15 protein-coding genes and 1 tRNA gene are annotated in these 17,231 nt (G+C 52.1%); 11 read left to right on the top strand and 5 right to left on the bottom strand.

Features of this window, described 5'->3' with window-relative positions; translation table 11 throughout:
• Positions 1-17 precede the first annotated feature (17 nt).
• On the bottom strand, positions 18-1,475 hold the full coding sequence (gene pepD / locus LZP96_RS05705) for a cytosol nonspecific dipeptidase (protein ID WP_064324952.1): 1,458 nt from the start codon (positions 1,473-1,475) through the stop codon (positions 18-20).
• Between the two features lie 260 nt (positions 1,476-1,735).
• On the opposite strand from pepD, the gene gpt reads away from it, so the two are divergent.
• The 3 genes from gpt (at position 1,736) to crl (ending at position 4,007) form a co-directional block, all read left to right on the top strand.
• Entirely contained in the window at positions 1,736-2,194 is a 459-nt protein-coding gene (gene gpt, locus LZP96_RS05700) for a xanthine phosphoribosyltransferase (protein ID WP_064324953.1), read from the top strand.
• Positions 2,195-2,303: 109 nt separating this feature from the next.
• A complete protein-coding gene (gene frsA, locus LZP96_RS05695) occupies positions 2,304-3,548 on the top strand; it encodes an esterase FrsA (RefSeq protein WP_064324954.1) in 1,245 nt (414 codons plus the stop codon).
• 57 nt (positions 3,549-3,605) lie between these two features.
• On the top strand, positions 3,606-4,007 hold the full coding sequence (gene crl / locus LZP96_RS05690; RefSeq protein WP_064324955.1) for a sigma factor-binding protein Crl: 402 nt from the start codon (positions 3,606-3,608) through the stop codon (positions 4,005-4,007).
• A 136-nt stretch (positions 4,008-4,143) separates the two neighbouring features.
• On the opposite strand, the gene phoE is transcribed toward crl, so the two are convergent.
• Complete coding sequence (gene phoE / locus LZP96_RS05685; RefSeq protein WP_064324956.1) at positions 4,144-5,196, bottom strand: phosphoporin PhoE; 1,053 nt, start codon at positions 5,194-5,196, stop codon at positions 4,144-4,146.
• Positions 5,197-5,502: 306 nt separating this feature from the next.
• On the opposite strand from phoE, the gene proB reads away from it, so the two are divergent.
• From proB to LZP96_RS05650, 6 genes are all read left to right on the top strand, one after another.
• Positions 5,503-6,606 carry a glutamate 5-kinase gene (gene proB, locus LZP96_RS05680; protein WP_064324957.1) on the top strand — a complete coding sequence of 368 codons (1,104 nt, stop codon included), beginning with the start codon at positions 5,503-5,505 and terminating at the stop codon, positions 6,604-6,606.
• Positions 6,607-6,616: 10 nt separating this feature from the next.
• Entirely contained in the window at positions 6,617-7,870 is a 1,254-nt protein-coding gene (gene proA / locus LZP96_RS05675; RefSeq protein ID WP_064324958.1) for a glutamate-5-semialdehyde dehydrogenase, read from the top strand.
• Between the two features lie 111 nt (positions 7,871-7,981).
• Positions 7,982-8,057, top strand: a tRNA-Thr gene (locus tag LZP96_RS05670).
• Between the two features lie 413 nt (positions 8,058-8,470).
• Positions 8,471-8,599, top strand: a complete 129-nt coding sequence (locus LZP96_RS05660; RefSeq protein ID WP_257789908.1) for a hypothetical protein — start codon at positions 8,471-8,473, stop codon at positions 8,597-8,599.
• A gap of 1 nt (position 8,600) precedes the next feature.
• On the top strand, positions 8,601-8,909 hold the full coding sequence (locus LZP96_RS05655; RefSeq protein WP_232462954.1) for a hypothetical protein: 309 nt from the start codon (positions 8,601-8,603) through the stop codon (positions 8,907-8,909).
• A 660-nt stretch (positions 8,910-9,569) separates the two neighbouring features.
• On the top strand, positions 9,570-11,252 hold the full coding sequence (locus LZP96_RS05650) for a DUF262 domain-containing protein (protein WP_064324959.1): 1,683 nt from the start codon (positions 9,570-9,572) through the stop codon (positions 11,250-11,252).
• A 271-nt stretch (positions 11,253-11,523) separates the two neighbouring features.
• On the opposite strand, the gene LZP96_RS05645 is transcribed toward LZP96_RS05650, so the two are convergent.
• The 3 genes from LZP96_RS05645 to LZP96_RS05635 all read right to left on the bottom strand — a co-directional run bounded on the left by LZP96_RS05645 (position 11,524) and on the right by LZP96_RS05635 (position 14,838).
• Positions 11,524-13,308, bottom strand: a complete 1,785-nt coding sequence (locus LZP96_RS05645) for a diguanylate cyclase (RefSeq protein ID WP_064324960.1) — start codon at positions 13,306-13,308, stop codon at positions 11,524-11,526.
• Positions 13,309-13,425: 117 nt separating this feature from the next.
• Complete coding sequence (locus tag LZP96_RS05640) at positions 13,426-14,535, bottom strand: AI-2E family transporter (protein WP_064324961.1); 1,110 nt, start codon at positions 14,533-14,535, stop codon at positions 13,426-13,428.
• A gap of 72 nt (positions 14,536-14,607) precedes the next feature.
• Positions 14,608-14,838: a hypothetical protein gene (locus LZP96_RS05635; protein WP_064324962.1), complete on the bottom strand. Its 231-nt coding sequence runs from the start codon at positions 14,836-14,838 to the stop codon at positions 14,608-14,610.
• Between the two features lie 53 nt (positions 14,839-14,891).
• Between LZP96_RS05635 and mmuP the strand changes: the two genes are divergently transcribed.
• A complete protein-coding gene (gene mmuP / locus LZP96_RS05630; RefSeq protein ID WP_064324963.1) occupies positions 14,892-16,289 on the top strand; it encodes an S-methylmethionine permease in 1,398 nt (465 codons plus the stop codon).
• The gene (mmuM, locus tag LZP96_RS05625) at positions 16,276-17,208 is read left to right on the top strand and encodes a homocysteine S-methyltransferase (RefSeq protein WP_064324964.1); all 933 of its coding nucleotides are present in this window, start codon (positions 16,276-16,278) and stop codon (positions 17,206-17,208) included. Before mmuP ends, mmuM begins: the two co-directional genes overlap by 14 nt.
• The last annotated feature ends 23 nt before the right edge of the window (positions 17,209-17,231 follow it).

Genomic DNA, 17,231 nt, shown 5'->3' with positions numbered 1-17,231 from the left:
ACCGGGCAGCAGAGGCATTACTTCGCCGGAATCGCTTTCAGCAGTTCGGTCAGCAGGGTCCAGTAATGGCCCACGCTTTCGATATGCACCTGCTCATCCGGAGAGTGTGGGCCAGTAATGGTTGGCCCAATAGAGACCATATCCATATCCGGGTACGGCTTTTTGAACAGACCACATTCCAGACCCGCGTGGATCACCTGGATATTTGGCGTGCTGTTAAACAGACGCTGATAGGTTTCACGCACCAGCGCCATCACCGGAGAGCTTGCATCCGGCTGCCAGCCTGGATAGCTACCCTTAGCAGACGTTTTCGCGCCAGCCAGTTTACCCAGCGACTCCAGCATGCTCACCACGTACTCTTTGCCGCTGTCGATCAGAGAACGAATCAGGCAGATGATTTCTGCGCTGTCGTCCGTCATGGTCACTACGCCGACGTTCAGTGAGGTTTCAACCACGCCTTTCGCCACGTCAGAGTTGCGGATCACACCGTTCGGCGTGGCGTTGAGCAACTGAACGAAGCTGTCACGAGACGTGGCCGTCAGCGCTGCTTTATCCGTTGTGACGGATTCCAGCACGACGTTCAGGTTTTTCTCTTTTGCTTCCAGCTCGTTTTTCAGGATATCCAGATAAACGCTGGAGAGCTTTTTCAGCTCGTCCGCTTTCGCAGCAGGCACCGCGACGGTGGCGAAGGCTTCGCGTGGGATTGCGTTACGCAGCGTACCGCCGTTGAAATCGACCAGACGCAGATCCAGCTCAGCCGCATGGCCTGCCAGGAAGCGCGCCAGCAGTTTGTTGGCATTGCCCAGGCCCAGGTGGATATCACCACCGGAGTGGCCGCCTTTCAGGCCCTTGAGCGTCAGCTTAAAGGTCTGGAAACCGGCAGGGATCGCTTCACGGGACAGGGGCAGGGTGGAGATGAAATCAATCCCGCCCGCGCAACCCATGTAGATCTCGCCTTCTTCTTCTGAGTCGGTGTTGATCAGGATGTCCGCCTGCAGCCAGTTAGCCTGCAGACCAAACGCGCCGTCCATACCGGCTTCTTCGGTCATGGTCAGCAGCACTTCCAGTGGACCATGCTCAACGCGGTCATCAGCCAGCACGGCCAGCGCAGAAGCCATACCGATGCCGTTATCTGCGCCCAGAGTCGTACCACGTGCCTTCACCCACTCGCCGTCGATGTAAGGCTGAATCGGATCTTTGGTGAAGTCGTGCACGGTGTCGTTATTTTTCTGCGGAACCATGTCCAGGTGCGCCTGCAGTACAACCGGTTTACGGTTTTCCATACCGGCGGTGGCCGCTTTGCGAATCAGAATGTTGCCCACCTGATCGCGCTCGGCGTGCAGGCCTTTTTCCTTCGCCCAGCCCATAATATGTTCGGCAAGCTGTTCTTCATGATAGGACGGATGCGGAATGGAACAAATTTTGGCAAAAATATCCCACAGCGGCTGTGGAGATAATTGAGACAGTTCAGACACGATAAGTCTCCTTGTCATGACGCAGCAAACAGGCTTGCAGGTCACAGGGTTAGCAGGTTAATAGTCACCACAAGTCGGGCTTGCGAGATGAGGTTGAGAATACCACTTTCTCTGCCTGCCGCTAGCATAAAGCAAGTAAAAACTCCGGCGCGCACCGCTAAACACTGGTTTTTAGTGCGTCAGATCTCTATAATCTCGCGCAACCTATTTCCCCCTCGAACACTTTTTAAGCCGTATAAAAACAGGCTGGGACACTTCACATGAGCGAAAAATACGTCGTCACCTGGGACATGTTGCAGATTCACGCACGCAAACTGGCCGCACGCCTGATGCCATCCGAGCAGTGGAAAGGCATTATCGCCGTAAGCCGTGGCGGTCTGGTACCGGGAGCACTGCTGGCACGTGAGCTGGGTATTCGTCATGTCGATACCGTTTGCATCTCCAGCTACGACCACGATAACCAGCGTGAGCTGACCGTGCTGAAACGCGCTGAAGGCGATGGCGAAGGCTTCATCGTGATTGACGATCTGGTTGATACCGGTGGCACTGCCGTTGCCATTCGCGAAATGTATCCACGCGCGCATTTTGTCACCATTTTCGCTAAACCTGCGGGCAAACCGCTGGTAGACGATTATGTGATTGATATCCCGCAGGATACCTGGATTGAGCAACCGTGGGATATGGGCGTGGTCTTTGTACCGCCAATCTCAGGCCGTTAATTCCGTTACGAAATTATTTTTAACGCCCGGTTATGCCGGGCGTTGTTCTTTTTAGCGCCTGGCGCGTTACAATGGCTTCTATGTCACGTATTCATGGAGGCAACGCGCAATGACCCAGGCGAATCTTAGCGAAACCCTGTTCAAACCCCGTTTCAAACACCCCGAAACGTCGACGCTGGTGCGTCGCTTCAACCCAGGCGTTCAACCTTCCGTGCAGTCGACGCTGGACGGCAAAAACGTCCCGCACTGGTATCGCATGATTAACCGCCTGATGTGGATCTGGCGAGGCATCGACCCTCGCGAAATTCTGGATGTGCAGGCGCGCATCGTCATGAGCGATGCCGACCGTACGGACGGCGATCTGTACGATACCGTCGTGGGTTATCGCGGTGGCAACTGGATCTATGAGTGGGCCTCACAGGCGATGATTTGGCAGCAAAAAGCCAGCCAGGAAGAGGATGCTGCGCTGAGCGGCAAACACTGGCTTCATGCCGCCAATCTTTACAGCATCGCCGCCTACCCGCACCTGAAGGGCGACGACCTGGCCGAACAGGCGCAGGCGCTGGCAAACCGGGCCTATGAAGAGGCCGCTCAGCGTTTGGCCTGCAACATGCGTGAAATTGAGTTTGCCATCCCTGGCGGGGCGCCGGTGACCGGCTTCCTGCATATGCCAAAAGGCGAGGGCCCGTTCCCGACGGTGCTGATGTGCGGTGGTCTGGATTCCCTGCAGATTGACTATTTCAGCCTGTTTGAGCGCTATTTCGCGCCAAAAGGGATCGCCATGTTAACGCTGGACATGCCCTCTATTGGTTTCTCCTCGAAGTGGAAGCTGACGCAGGACTCCAGCATCCTGCACCAGCATGCGCTTAAAGCACTCGAAAACATTCCCTGGGTGGATCATACCCGCGTCGCCGCGTTTGGTTTTCGTTTTGGGGCCAACGTCGCGGTTCGTCTGGCCTATCTGGAATCCTCACGTCTGAAGGCGGTGGCCTGTCTGGGACCGGTAGTACATGCGCTGCTTAGCGATCCGCAACGCCAGGCAAACGTACCTGAAATGTATCTCGACGTGCTGGCCAGCCGTCTGGGGATGCATGACGCCTCTGATGAAGCCCTGCGTGTGGAACTCAATCGCTATTCATTAAAAACGCAGGGACTTCTTGGGCGTCGTTGCCCTACGCCTATGCTGTCGGGTTTCTGGAAAAACGATCCTTTCAGCCCGGAAGAGGAGTCGCGTTTAATCACCTCGTCATCTTCCGAAGGCAAGCTGCTTGAGGTTCCGTTCAGTCCTGTGTATCAGAACTTTGACAAAGCGCTGATAGAGATTGCGCGCTGGATTGATAAGAGATTTAGTTAAGAGATTGATAAATTCTGTTGGTTTGGTACAACTGTGGCTTCACAAAAGGAGATCGCAATGACGTTACCGAGTGGACACCCGAAAAGTAGAATGATCAAGAAGTTCATGGCGCTTGGCCCGTACATCCGGGAAGAGCAGTGTGAAGAGAATCGCTTTTTTTTCGATTGCCTGGCTGTTTGCGTCAACGTGAAGCCTGCACCCGAAAAACGTGAGTTTTGGGGCTGGTGGATGGAAATGGAAGCAGAAGAGAAGCGCTTTACCTATCGCTATCACTTTGGTCTTTTTAACAAAGACGGCAACTGGCAAGAAACCAGTATCAAAGATCAGGAAGTGATCGATCGTCTGGAGCACACGCTGAAAGAGTTTCACGACAAGGCGCGCCAGCTTTTGGCGAGCCTGGAGCTGAAGTTTGAACCTGCAGATAACTTCTCCAGCGAAGCGGTAAAACTGACGGCGTAGGTTTTGATTATGGCCTGGTGATCTGAGTGTACCGGGCCAGCAGTCACGTGCGGTTATGTCATCCGGGTCAGGCGAAGTGGCCACCCGGCAAAAAAAAAGCCTGGCAAATGTGCCAGGCTTTTTTATTGAACACTCATCAGAACTGGTAGGTCATCCCCAGCGCCACGATATCGTCGCTGCTCACGCCTAATTTATTGTCGTCATCAATCTGGTTAATTCTGTAATCAACAAATGCAGACATATTTTTGTTGAAATAGTAGGTTGCACCCACATCAATATATTTCACCAGATCTTCATCACCAATGCCTTCAATATCCTTGCCTTTAGACTGGACATATCCCAGAGACGGACGCAGACCAAAGTCAAATTGATATTGTGCCACGACTTCGAAGTTTTGTGATTTATTGGCAAAACCGCCTGAAATTGGCGTCATATTGCGCGTTTCAGAATACATTGTCGCCAGGTAAATATCGTTCGCGTCATATTTCAGACCCGCTGCCCAGGCCTCGGCTTTCTCGCCTTCACCGCGTGCCAGCAGGTTCTGCGCGTTAGTACGATCGGAGTTGGTATACGCGCCGCTGATCGCGAAATCGCTGCCGCCAAAATCATAGGTCAAAGAGGTGCCGAAACCGTCGCCGTTCTGTTTTTTCGCGTCACGGTTTTCGTTTTTACCCTGATACTGCAACGTCATGTCCAGACCATCAATCGCACCGAAGAAGTCGGTGTTGCGATAGGTCGCCAGGCCGCTTGAACGCTTGGTCATGAAGTTATCTGTCTGCCCTGAGGAGTCACCGCCAAATTCAGGGAACATATCGGTCCAGGCTTCCACATCGTACAGCGCGCCCAGGTTACGACCGTAGTCTAATGAACCAAAGTCTTTCAGCTTAATACCCGCAAAAGCCAGACGGGTTTTCTGCGTGGCATCGCTCTCTGCTTTGTTACCGGAAAACTCAGCTTCCCAACGACCATAACCGGTCAGCTGATCGTTAATTTGAGTTTCACCTTTGAAGCCGAAACGGACGTAAGTCTGGTCGCCATCTTTAGCGTCATCATCACTGATGTAGTGCATTGCTTTTACTTTGCCATACACGTCAAGTTTATTGCCGTTCTTATTAAAAACTTCTGCTGCGTGTACAGATGCTGAAGCCACAACGCTCATTACCACTAATGCCAGAGTACTCTTTTTCATTTTCAATCCTGATGTTTTTTAAAACGCGCTAATATTCGCTGAGCAATAAGATTCGGCTTATTACCCCGTGAAAAACAGGAAGGGTTTTATCGCTCGCGGGTGAAACTTTTATGACAAACCAGGAATATGTTTAAAAAAGTGAGTTTTAATTTTTCGGTAATAAAAGTGTCAAAATCTGCCGCTACGCTTCCTGATCCCGCGCAACAAAGTGGTTCACCGCGTGCGACGACAGTTGGCAACGGGGCCGAGTCCTGTTAAAACGTCTGATTAACATCATTTTCCCTTATTGTTGAACGGCAGAGAATCATGAGTGATAGCCAGACGCTGGTGGTAAAACTCGGTACCAGTGTTTTAACAGGCGGATCGCGCCGCCTAAATCGCGCCCACATTGTTGAGCTTGTTCGCCAGTGCGCACAGCTTCATGCCGCAGGTCACCGTATCGTGATCGTCACGTCTGGCGCCATTGCGGCCGGACGTGAACATTTAGGGTATCCCGAACTCCCCGCGACGATTGCCTCCAAACAGCTGCTGGCGGCCGTGGGCCAAAGCCGACTGATTCAACTGTGGGAACAGTTGTTCTCCATTTACGGTATCCACGTCGGGCAGATGCTGCTGACGCGTGCCGATATGGAAGACCGGGAACGCTTCCTTAACGCTCGCGACACGCTGCGCGCGCTGCTGGATAACAATATCGTTCCGGTGATTAATGAAAACGACGCTGTCGCAACGGCTGAAATTAAAGTGGGCGATAACGACAATCTTTCTGCGCTGGCCGCTATTCTGGCGGGTGCGGACAAGCTGCTTCTCCTGACCGATCAGCAAGGGCTGTTTACTGCAGATCCGCGCAACAACCCTGAGGCGGAGTTGATTAAAGATGTCTTTGGCATTGATGACGCACTGCGGGCGATTGCCGGCGACAGCGTATCCGGCCTGGGCACCGGAGGAATGGGGACGAAACTCCAGGCCGCCGATGTAGCCTGTCGGGCGGGTATCGACACCATTATCGCCGCAGGGAGCCGCCCTGGCGTGATTGGTGACGTCATGGAAGGCATTTCCGTTGGTACGCGTTTTCACGCGCAGGCTTCGCCGCTTGAGAATCGCAAACGCTGGATTTTTGGCGCCCCGCCTGCGGGTGAAATCACCGTGGACGAAGGCGCGACCATGGCGATTCTGGATCGGGGAAGCTCATTGCTTCCAAAAGGAATCAAAACCGTGACAGGCAACTTCTCGCGTGGTGAAGTGATCCGCATCTGTAATCTTGCTGGCCGCGATATCGCGCACGGCGTGAGCCGCTACAACAGCGACGCGCTGCGCCGCATTGCGGGTCAGCATTCGCAGCAAATCGATGCCATTCTGGGCTATGAATATGGCCCGGTTGCCGTTCATCGTGACGATATGATTATTCGCTAAGGAGCCGAACATGCTGGAACAAATGGGTGCCGCTGCGAAAGCCGCCTCTTACAAACTGGCGCTCCTTTCCAGCCGCGAGAAAAATCGCGTACTGGAGAAAATCGCTGATTATCTGGAATCGCAATCCTCCGCGATCCTGCGTGCCAACGAAGAAGACGTAGCACAAGCGCGCACCAACGGTCTGAGCGAAGCCATGCTCGACCGTCTGGCGCTTACTCCTTCTCGTCTGAAAGGTATCGCAGACGACGTGCGCCAGGTCTGCAATCTGGCCGACCCGGTCGGGCAGGTGATTGACGGCGGTCTGCTTGACAGTGGCCTGCGTATCGAACGCCGCCGCGTGCCGCTTGGCGTTATCGGCGTGATTTACGAGGCCCGTCCGAACGTTACGGTGGATGTGGCATCACTGTGCCTGAAAACCGGCAACGCCGCGATTCTGCGCGGAGGCAAAGAGACCTGGCGGACCAATGCGGCCACGGTAAAAGTGATTCAGCAGGCGCTGGAAGAGTGCGGGTTACCCGCGGGCGCGGTACAGGCGATTGAAAGCCCCGATCGTGCGCTGGTCAACGAGATGCTGCGCATGGATAAATATATCGACATGCTCATCCCACGCGGCGGCGCAGGCCTGCATAAGCTTTGCCGGGAACAATCGACCATACCGGTCATTACCGGCGGGATCGGCGTGTGTCATATCCTGGTGGATGAAAGCGCCGAGACCGAACCGGCGCTAAACATTATCGTTAATGCCAAAACCCAGCGTCCAAGCACCTGTAACACCGTTGAAACGCTGCTGGTGCATCAGAATATCGCCCGGACGTTCTTACCCGCGCTCAGCCAGAAGATGGCGGAGAGCGGCGTGACGTTGCATGCGGATGCATCCGCACTGGCGATGCTCAAAGACGGCCCGGCGAAGGTAGAACCGGTGAAGGACGTGCAGTATGACGACGAATATTTATCGCTGGATCTGAACGTGAAGATTGTTGCCGACCTGGATGACGCCATTACGCACATTCGTGAACACGGTACGCAGCATTCCGACGCCATTCTGACCCGCACCCTTCGCAATGCCGATCGCTTTATCAACGAGGTCGACTCCTCTGCGGTCTACATCAACGCCTCAACGCGGTTCACCGACGGCGCACAGTTTGGTCTGGGGGCAGAAGTTGCCGTCAGTACGCAAAAACTGCACGCGCGTGGCCCAATGGGACTGGAAGCCTTAACCACCTACAAGTGGATCGGCTTTGGTGATGATACGATTCGCGCATAAATAAAACGGGGTGATGCAAAAATAGGCGTTTGATTCACAAGGCCATTGACGCATCACCTCGTTAGATCTACTCTTTTGCCCCGTGGTTACATTCGTAACCGGCCTCTCAGGGCCGATATAGCTCAGTTGGTAGAGCAGCGCATTCGTAATGCGAAGGTCGTAGGTTCGACTCCTATTATCGGCACCATCTCAAACTTTTCCCAAGTCTACTCATGTTCCCTGAAATCTACGGTGATTTGGGGAGAATTAGGGTGATATTTGCTGTTCGGTCTAAAAAGTTTATAAGCTTGCTGATGATGGCGGTTTATCTCTTCTGATCAACACTCATGGTGGCAAATACTGGCGGTTTAAATATTGTTTCGGGAAGAACGATGATCCTTCAGACGTGCAGCCACGCATGACAGGCCTTGACCAGTTAAGCGAACAGATCATCGCGATGTGCAAAGGCAATTAGCATCAGACACAATCAGAAGAGAAGTAGGCCGCCAGAGGGCGGCTTTTTTATGTCTGGAGGGAAGCACCAGGATGCTCTGAAGTAAATCAGCCTACGCCAGGCATATGGGCGTCAGTCGTCAAACTGTTATGGCTGGATAGCCCGCGGTGAAGTTTTTATTTCAGGCGATAAAGTGGATGTTGACGCATCACAAGCTAAACAAAATTCTGCTGGTGCTGGTGCTGGTGCTGGTGCTGGTGCTGGTGCTGGTGCTGATGATCATCACAATGCAATGACGTGGGCGCAGGCCGCCGCGTGGGTATGGGGCATGACGGCGGGAAAGAGCTGCCGGCTGATATTGATGCTGGTCAGTGGATAGAGGCAGCCGCCGCTGAGCTTCAGTACGAGCCCGAAGAGCAACAGCTGATTCTCTTCCGGCTGGATGAAGAAACTCACAGTTTCTACGGCAAAGACCGTGTAGCAGGGGCTTTACGGTTTCTTCGTTCTGAGCTGGCCTACGTTGCTACAATGCACCCCGATACGCTGGATGACTGGAACAAAACTGGTTTAGTGTCGCTCTGTATGCTGGATGGCGAAAAACTGTAAACCCCCCAGCCCCTCAAACTTAACACTTTTTCGCGAGAAACTGGGAAAGTGTTAACCTAACGGATCCTGACGCCTACGAACAGCAGCTACAGCAGAAGTGTAGAGGGCTGGCGTTGAGATTTGTTGAGCCTTGGCTGTTAGCTTTTGTTAATCCTGATGCGAAGCAGGGCAGGTGTCAGCCTTTTTTGGTTTGTTATGCCTTACTAGGAAAAACTAGGGGTAAAGTGTCAACTGCTACCGCTTTAGAAAACTTCAGGTACACGAACTCGTGAAGGGGAGGTGTTAAGCACTCCCCCTTTGCAACCATCCTCGAGCCTCTTTCAGATCGCTGTTCTGGTTTGCCCGGACGCTGGCGCTCAGATTGAGTTGTCAAAAGTTGTCACCCACCGGCAGCGCCAGTGGGGATTTTTGGCAGAACGCGCTCTAAGTTACAGTTGCTTCAGTCAGTAATTTAGATATATTTAGAATAACTTTTAACCATTCTACAGCTTGTTCAAAGCGGCCAAGTTGAATGTCTCTGATGATGTAGAGCACTAGAAGTGTCTGTTAGTGCTCGAATCGTTTATCGTGCATCATAGCTATGAAACTCTCATCATGATGTCTTGTTAATAATTAACAGCCTTATGATAACGTCATTTTAAAATAACGGGATTTGATTAAATGGCAAAGCAATTTATGTTGATGGAACCAAAAAATGAGAATTTTAATGAATTAATAGGTGGGCCTAACAAATATATTGTGCCTAGATTCCAGCGAGACTATGCATGGGATGTAGGACAATGGGAGGATTTGTGGGGAGATATAAATTCTCTTGATGATGAAGGTTTTCATTATATGGGCTACATTGTCCTTCAACAAAAAGAACAGTATCAGCATGAAATTATAGATGGGCAACAACGCTTAGTTACGTTATCGATTATAGTTCTGGCTGCAATGAAAGCGATCAAAACTCTAATTGATAATGGGGAGGATGTTCAGGGCAATACTGAGCGACTCGATGGTATAACTCAGAATTTTGTAGGAAGTAAGAACTTCGTTACGCTTAAAGTAATTAATAAATTAGAACTAAATAGAAATAATAAAAGTTATTTTCAAAGAATGTCATCTCATTTAGAGGCTCAAAACTCTCGCGGTATAACATCAACTAATAAATTGATACGTAAGTGTTTTGACTTTTTCTGTAAGAAAGATTACGGCAAAACAGGTGCGGAGATTGCTCAGTTTATTGCAGATTTTTCTTCAAGTATGATTTTTACAAAGATAATTGTACAAGACGATCTTAATGCCTATAAAGTTTTTGAAACTTTGAATGCGAGAGGGGTCCAATTGTCTACTCCGGACCTACTAAAAAACTATTTGTTTTCAATTGTGACGAAAGATGATCAAATCGGAGAAGAAGAGCTCAACGATTTGGACGAGCAATGGTCAGAAATGATTGTCCAACTTGGAGAGAGCAATGTTTCTGATTACATTAGATATCACTATAATTCACAGAGAAGAATGGTTACTAAGAACAACCTTTTTTCCTCAATGAGAAAAATATTAACGAAACCGGAAGAAGCGTATCAGTATTTGAAGTCATTAATTGACTACTCACCTATTTATGCATCATTGATCAATCCCAATGATGCATGGTGGGGAGATCAAGATGTGAAATACAGAAATGTATTGCACTATCTTAATGGTATTAGATTATTTAATATCAAGCAACCACTAACAATATTTCTCGCTGCCTTTGGTAATTTTTCTCCAGAGGAGTTTGTTAAGCTCGTAAAATATATATATGTATTATCTATTAGATATAATATTATCTGCCATTTATCACCTAGTGAACAAGAGAATATTTATAATCAAATCGCGAACAAGGTTTATAATCGAGAGTTCTTAAGAGCTAGTCATGTGAAAAATAGCGAGGAATTTAAACGCTTGTATCCTGATGATAATGCTTTCTTTAATGCTTTTGAATTTCATAGAATGCCAAGTAGACAAACGGCGAAAAAAATACGTTTTTTACTTTCTGAAATTGAAGGCTATTTAGGTAATCCATGTGATTATGAAAAAACGACATTAGAGCATATTTGCCCTTATCATCCAGAGAAAGATTGGAGCGAATCTTTTGGTGAAGGAATTAATGATGTAAAAGATAGACTTGGAAACATGATCTTAATGGATAAAGATAATTTAAAACGCTCATCCTTTGAAGAGAAGAAAAAAGAATATACAAAATCCGGATATAAGTTGGCCTTAAAAGTGACAGAATATGAAGAGTGGAATTTAGAATCTGTCAATGATTTTCAAAAATGGATGTCACAACAAGCAGTTAACGTTTGGAAGGTTGATTAGTATCTGTAAAAACATCAACCGTGCTTGCGGGCTGTCTATTAGACAGCCCGCAACATTTTTTTGCTGTCAGAGTTGAGACGGGATCTGATTGGGGGTACTTTTGGGGGTACCTTAAAAAACTTAACGAATATAAGCTACTGAAAATAAATTGGATTTTTAGCGATGTTATGTTCCTATTATCGCACCGCCTTAACGCTCCTCATCCCATTCAAAACATTACCCCCTTATAGCCACTAAAACCCCCTTTCCGCCAACAACCCCACAAACAAACCTACCCTTCCCCTAACATACCAAAACTCACTATCCGCGCTCTTCCCAGCTCTTTTGCACGATACAACGCGACATCAGCGGCTCGAATAAGGCTATCGCTCTGAACATGCTGAGGGAATGTGGCGATCCCGATGGAAACATCCACCGTGGCGATTTCTGATATACCCGAGCGGACCGTGGACATTTTCACCTCGCTGTAAATCTGCGATGCGCGTTCATAGGCGGCTTCGTCGTCCATTCCGGCAAGCAGCACCAGAAACTCTTCGCCGCCATAGCGGAATGCTTTGCCTTCATCGCCGGTTGTTCGCTGAATAATGCTCGCGACGCGTTTGATGACCGCATCACCTGCTTCATGCCCGTACTTATCATTGATCTTTTTGAAGTGATCGATATCAATCATCAGACAGCTAAGCGGCGTTGAGGTACGTTGTGCCAGGCTGATTTGGGCGCGGAGCATATCGTCCAGGTGATGGCGGTTACGCAGGCCGGTCAGCGGGTCATAAAGCGCTTTTTCCTGCAGTTCGTGACGCAGCCGCTGGTTAGCCAGCGCCAGTCCCAGCGCTTCTGCCATCAGCTCCAGATAGGCGCGTGACGGGGCGTTTTCCGGAAGGATATTCTGGATGGAGAGCAACCCAATCGCTTCCCCCTGCGCGATCAGGGGAATGCACAGGGCCTGATGCGCCACCGATTCAGGCAGGTGATAGCAGACCACGTCCGGTTCACCGTTTACCGGCGGATGGCTTTGACCGCGGCGTATCGCCCAGCAGTCTTCAGGATCGAAGGGGGTCGACGCGCCATGCGGATCTAACCATTCTGCCACGCAGCGCATTCGCGCGGGGGCACGATCCAGAATATAGAGCCTGCCAGAAAGGCCAGGAGCAATATTCGGCGCAAAAAGGGTAGCCACGTTGAGCACGTCATCAAAGGATTCACAGCCCTGCAGGCGTTGCGTCATCCGCGCCAGCAGTTCACGGATAGCCCAGTCCGCATCGCGCTCCTTCTCCAGACGCTGTCGCGCCAGCCCATTTTCACGGAAAATGTGGATGGCCTGCGCCATGTCACCGATCTCATCAATCTGATTGAAGTTGGGCGTTTCCACGGCATAGTCCTGCGAGGCAAGACGATGCACCACGTCGCTCAGGCGAACGACCGGGCGCAGTACGCGGCGTTTTAAAATAAAGCCCAGCACAAACAGGAAGAGCAGGGCGGTCAGGCCGACCATAACCTCGGAGGCGGTGCGCAGCGTTTTCGAGGTTTTTGTCGCCACCTGGACATCGGTTATGACACGCTTATCCAGTATTTGGCGGAAGCGGTCAATCTCCCGCTGCGCGCGTTCAAGCTCAAGCTCGTAGGCGCTGCCGTATAACAGATCGACGGCTTGCTGCTCCTCGCCCCGCGCCACGCTGGCAAGGGCGGCCTGCTGTTCGTCCTGCAGCGCATCTACGATTTTTAATCCTTCACTGAGTAAAGAGAGTTCTTCGTCCGTTGCACCGGTATCGTCTAATTTCTGAAGGTGCACTTCGATGTTTTTAAGCGTGCCCTCTTTTTGACGGTACTCATTGAGGATCGCCGGGTCTTTTTTGATCACAAACAGGCGGGCCAAATCAGACAGCATCCAGGCATCCGCTTCGATGTCTTCGGTGATTTGATCGAACTGCTGGCGTTGTGCAACCGCCTGCCGTTCCGCATTGTCAGCATTGGACGCCAGGATCATGATGATACCGGAGGCGAGAGTCAGGCATACCGTGGCACCATAGGCCCAGTTTGTTATCGTGGCGATTCGCACCTGTGGGATCCTTTTGCGACAAATGTAGTATGGCGTTCTTTAAATTATAGAAAACGTTTGATTTAGAGTGAAAAAAAAGGCGGCCCGCAGCCGCCTCGTTGATGCTTACACCTGCTTTTATAACTCCGGCGGTTTTCTACCCTCTTCGATGAACTCCGCGTCTAACTCTTCCGCATTGCCTGCATGGTCGCGCCCGGAGAACAGATTCCAGCAGGCGATAAACAGCGCCGCAATCAGGGGACCAATAACAAAGCCATTAATTCCGTAAAGCTCCATGCCGCCAAGCGTTGAAATCAAGATCAGGTAGTCCGGCATTTTGGTGTCTTTCCCCACCAGCAGCGGGCGCAAAATGTTGTCGACCAGGCCAACGATGATCACGAAGAAACCGACAATAAACAGCCCTTGCCAGACCTGATGCGTCGCAAACAGGAAAATGGCGGCAGGAACCCAGACAATCGCCGAACCCACCGCGGGCACCAGGGAGAGAAACGCCATCAGCGCGCCCCACAAAATGCTGCCATCAATACCGACGATGGCGAAGGCGATGCCCCCCAGCGTTCCCTGAACCACCGCCACGACCGCCGTGCCTTTGACCGTCGCGCGAGAGACCCCGACGAATTTGGCGAACAAATGCTCTTTCGCAAAATCGGAAAGGGGCAGGGAGTCCAGAATCTGGCGCACCAGATACGGCCCGTCTTTCAACAGGAAAAACAGCAGATAAAGCATGATGCCGAAGCTAATTGCAAAGCCAAAGGTGCCCTTGCCAATCAGGAAGGCGCTGCCCGCCAGATACTGCCCGCCCTGCAGGGCAAAGTCGGAGAGTTTCTTCTGGATTTGCGCGGCGTTATTCAGGTTATGGTCGGCCAGGAAACCGCTTGCCCAGTCGGGCAGTCGATTAAAGATGCCCGCCACCACCTCCGGGAACTGCGTGTTGTCCGCCTGCAGTTTGGTGTAAACCACGTTCAGCTCAATCGCCAGCGACGAGAGGATCACCATTAACGGGATAAAAACGATCAGGCAGATGATGCCGAGAGTCAAAAACGATGCCAGCCCGTTACGATCCCCCAGCGCGGCGCGAAGCTTATTTTTCACCGGGTTAAAAATGATGGTCAGGATGGCGGCCCATAAAATCGCGGAAAAATAGGGCGACAACACATCAAAGAAAGCCCACGTAACGAGAGCGAGAAGAAGCAGGAAAAAACCTTTGGTCAGTCCATTAAAGCGCATCACTAAGTCCTGGTAACGAAGAATCTCCAAGGACTATAGAACTGTTTAGGGGAATTACCAAGACGAGGGCTTTCATTGTCCGGGCAGGGCCACCGTCTTTTGCATGACGTTGCCCGGTGCGGTTCGCACTTTCGACTGACCGAAAAGCGCCTCCCCGGCCTCCATGCTTAAAGTATCTGCCTTGCGGAGGTGCTTATGGCCTGGCGTCCCTTTCTCTACGTGATCCTGACACATCATCCTCGACTTAATGCCCGTCGCGCGCGGCTGCGCCTGGTACATGGCTAGCTTTTTGTTAACATTCACGGTATAAATGACCTTCTTTGGATGTTTAGATGTCCATACGTTTAGAAGGTAATATGCAAACAGAACAAAATGGGCAGCTGAAGCGCACCATGAAAACGCGCCACCTGATCATGCTGTCGCTGGGCGGCGTCATCGGTACAGGATTATTTTTTAATACGGGTTATATCATTTCCACCACCGGCGCGGCGGGAACGCTGCTGGCGTATCTCATTGGTGCGCTGGTGGTCTGGCTGGTGATGCAGTGTCTGGGCGAGCTTTCCGTGGCCATGCCGGAAACCGGCGCCTTTCACGTCTATGCGACGCGCTATCTGGGGCCGGCAACGGGCTACACCGTGGCGTGGCTCTACTGGCTCACCTGGACGGTGGCGCTCGGTTCGAGCTTTACCGCCGCCGGGTTCTGTATGCAGTACTGGTTTCCGCAGGTGCCGGTCTGGATCTGGTGCGTGGTGTTCTGCGGGGTGATATTTGCGCTTAACGTTATCTCAACGCGCTTTTTTGCCGAGGGCGAATTCTGGTTCTCGCTGATCAAAGTCATCACCATCATCGCGTTTATCATCCTGGGCGGGGCGGCAATTTTCGGTTTCATCCCCATGCAGGATGGATCACCGGCTCCGGGGCTGGCTAACCTCACCGCAGAGGGCTGGTTCCCCCACGGCGGTTTGCCGATCCTGATGACCATGGTGGCGGTCAATTTTGCCTTCTCCGGCACCGAGCTGATTGGCATCGCCGCGGGCGAAACGGAAAACCCGCATAAGGTGATTCCTGTCGCCATCCGTACCACCATTGCCCGCTTGATCCTCTTTTTTATCGGCACGGTGTTTGTTCTGGCGGCACTCATTCCCATGCAGCAGGCGGGCGTGGAGAAAAGCCCCTTTGTGCTGGTATTTGAAAAAGTGGGGATTCCCTATGCCGCGGATATCTTCAATTTTGTGATTCTGACCGCCATCCTCTCGGCCGCAAACTCGGGGCTGTATGCCTCTGGTCGTATGCTCTGGTCGCTCTCCAATGAAAAAACGCTGCCGCGCTGCTTTGCTCGCGTGAATAAAAACGGCGTGCCGCTGACGGCGATCTCGGTGAGTATGCTGGGCGGCGTGCTGGCGTTGTTCTCAAGCGTTGTGGCGCCGGACACCGTCTTTGTCGCGTTATCGGCCATTTCGGGGTTTGCGGTTGTGGCGGTCTGGCTCAGCATTTGCGCGTCGCACTTTATGTTCCGCCGTCGCCATCTCCAGGCGGGCAAACCGCTGGCTGCGTTGCAGTATCGCGCGCCGTGGTATCCGCTGGTGCCCGTTCTCGGTTTTGTGCTTTGCCTGGTCGCCTGCGTAGGTCTCGCCTTCGATCCGACGCAGCGAATCGCACTCTACTGCGGTATTCCCTTTGTCGCCTTGTGCTATGGTGCCTGGTATCTGACCCGTTCTCTTAAATATCAGGAGCCTGAACATGTCGCAGAATAATCCGCTTACCTCTCTTTTAGAAACGCAGCCGTTTATCGTGCTTGATGGCGCGATGGCGACGGAGCTGGAAGCGCACGGCTGCGATCTGGCAGACAGCCTGTGGTCCGCAAAAGTGCTGATTGAAAAGCCGGAACTGATCCGCGACGTTCATCTGGACTATTTCCGCGCGGGGGCGCAGGTGGCGATTACCGCCAGCTACCAGGCGACGCCCGCTGGCTTTGCCGCCCGGGGGCTGGATGAAACGCAGTCTCGTCAATTAATTGGTAAGAGCGTGGAGCTGGCGCGTAAGGCCCGCGAAGCGTATCTGGCAGAAAACCCGCAGGCAGGCACGCTGCTGGTGGCCGGGTCCGTGGGTCCTTACGGGGCCTATCTGGCCGATGGTTCTGAGTATCGCGGAGATTATATCCGCAGCGCCGACCTCTTTATGGATTTCCATCGTCCTCGCGTGGAAGCCCTGCTGGATGCAGGGGCCGATCTGTTGGCCTGCGAAACGCTGCCCTCGTACGCAGAGATCAAAGCCCTGACGGCCCTGCTGGCTGAGTATCCCCGCGCCCGGGCATGGTTTACCTTTACGCTGCGCGACAGCACGCATTTAAGCGATGGGACGCCGCTGCGTGAAGTAGTTGCGTGGCTGAAGGCCTATCCGCAGGTGGTGGCGCTGGGCATAAACTGTATCGCCCTGGAGAACACCACGGCGGCGCTAAACACGCTTAAAAACCTGACGTCGCTTCCGCTGGTGGTCTATCCAAATTCGGGTGAGCACTATGACGCGGTAAGTAAAACCTGGCATCACCACGGCGAGGCGTGTGAGACGCTGGCGGGCTATTTACCCCAGTGGCTTGAGGCCGGAGCCCGGTTAATCGGCGGATGCTGTCGCACCACGCCGAAGGATATCGCCGCGCTCACCGCGCAGCGCTGATCGTTTTGCCGGGGTAACCCGGC

Source organism: Huaxiibacter chinensis (assembly GCF_022171985.1).
GTDB lineage: Bacteria > Pseudomonadota > Gammaproteobacteria > Enterobacterales > Enterobacteriaceae > Enterobacter > Enterobacter chinensis_A.
The sequence above is the reverse complement of the archived record's forward strand: the minus strand, read 5'-3'. Positions and strand labels throughout refer to the sequence as shown.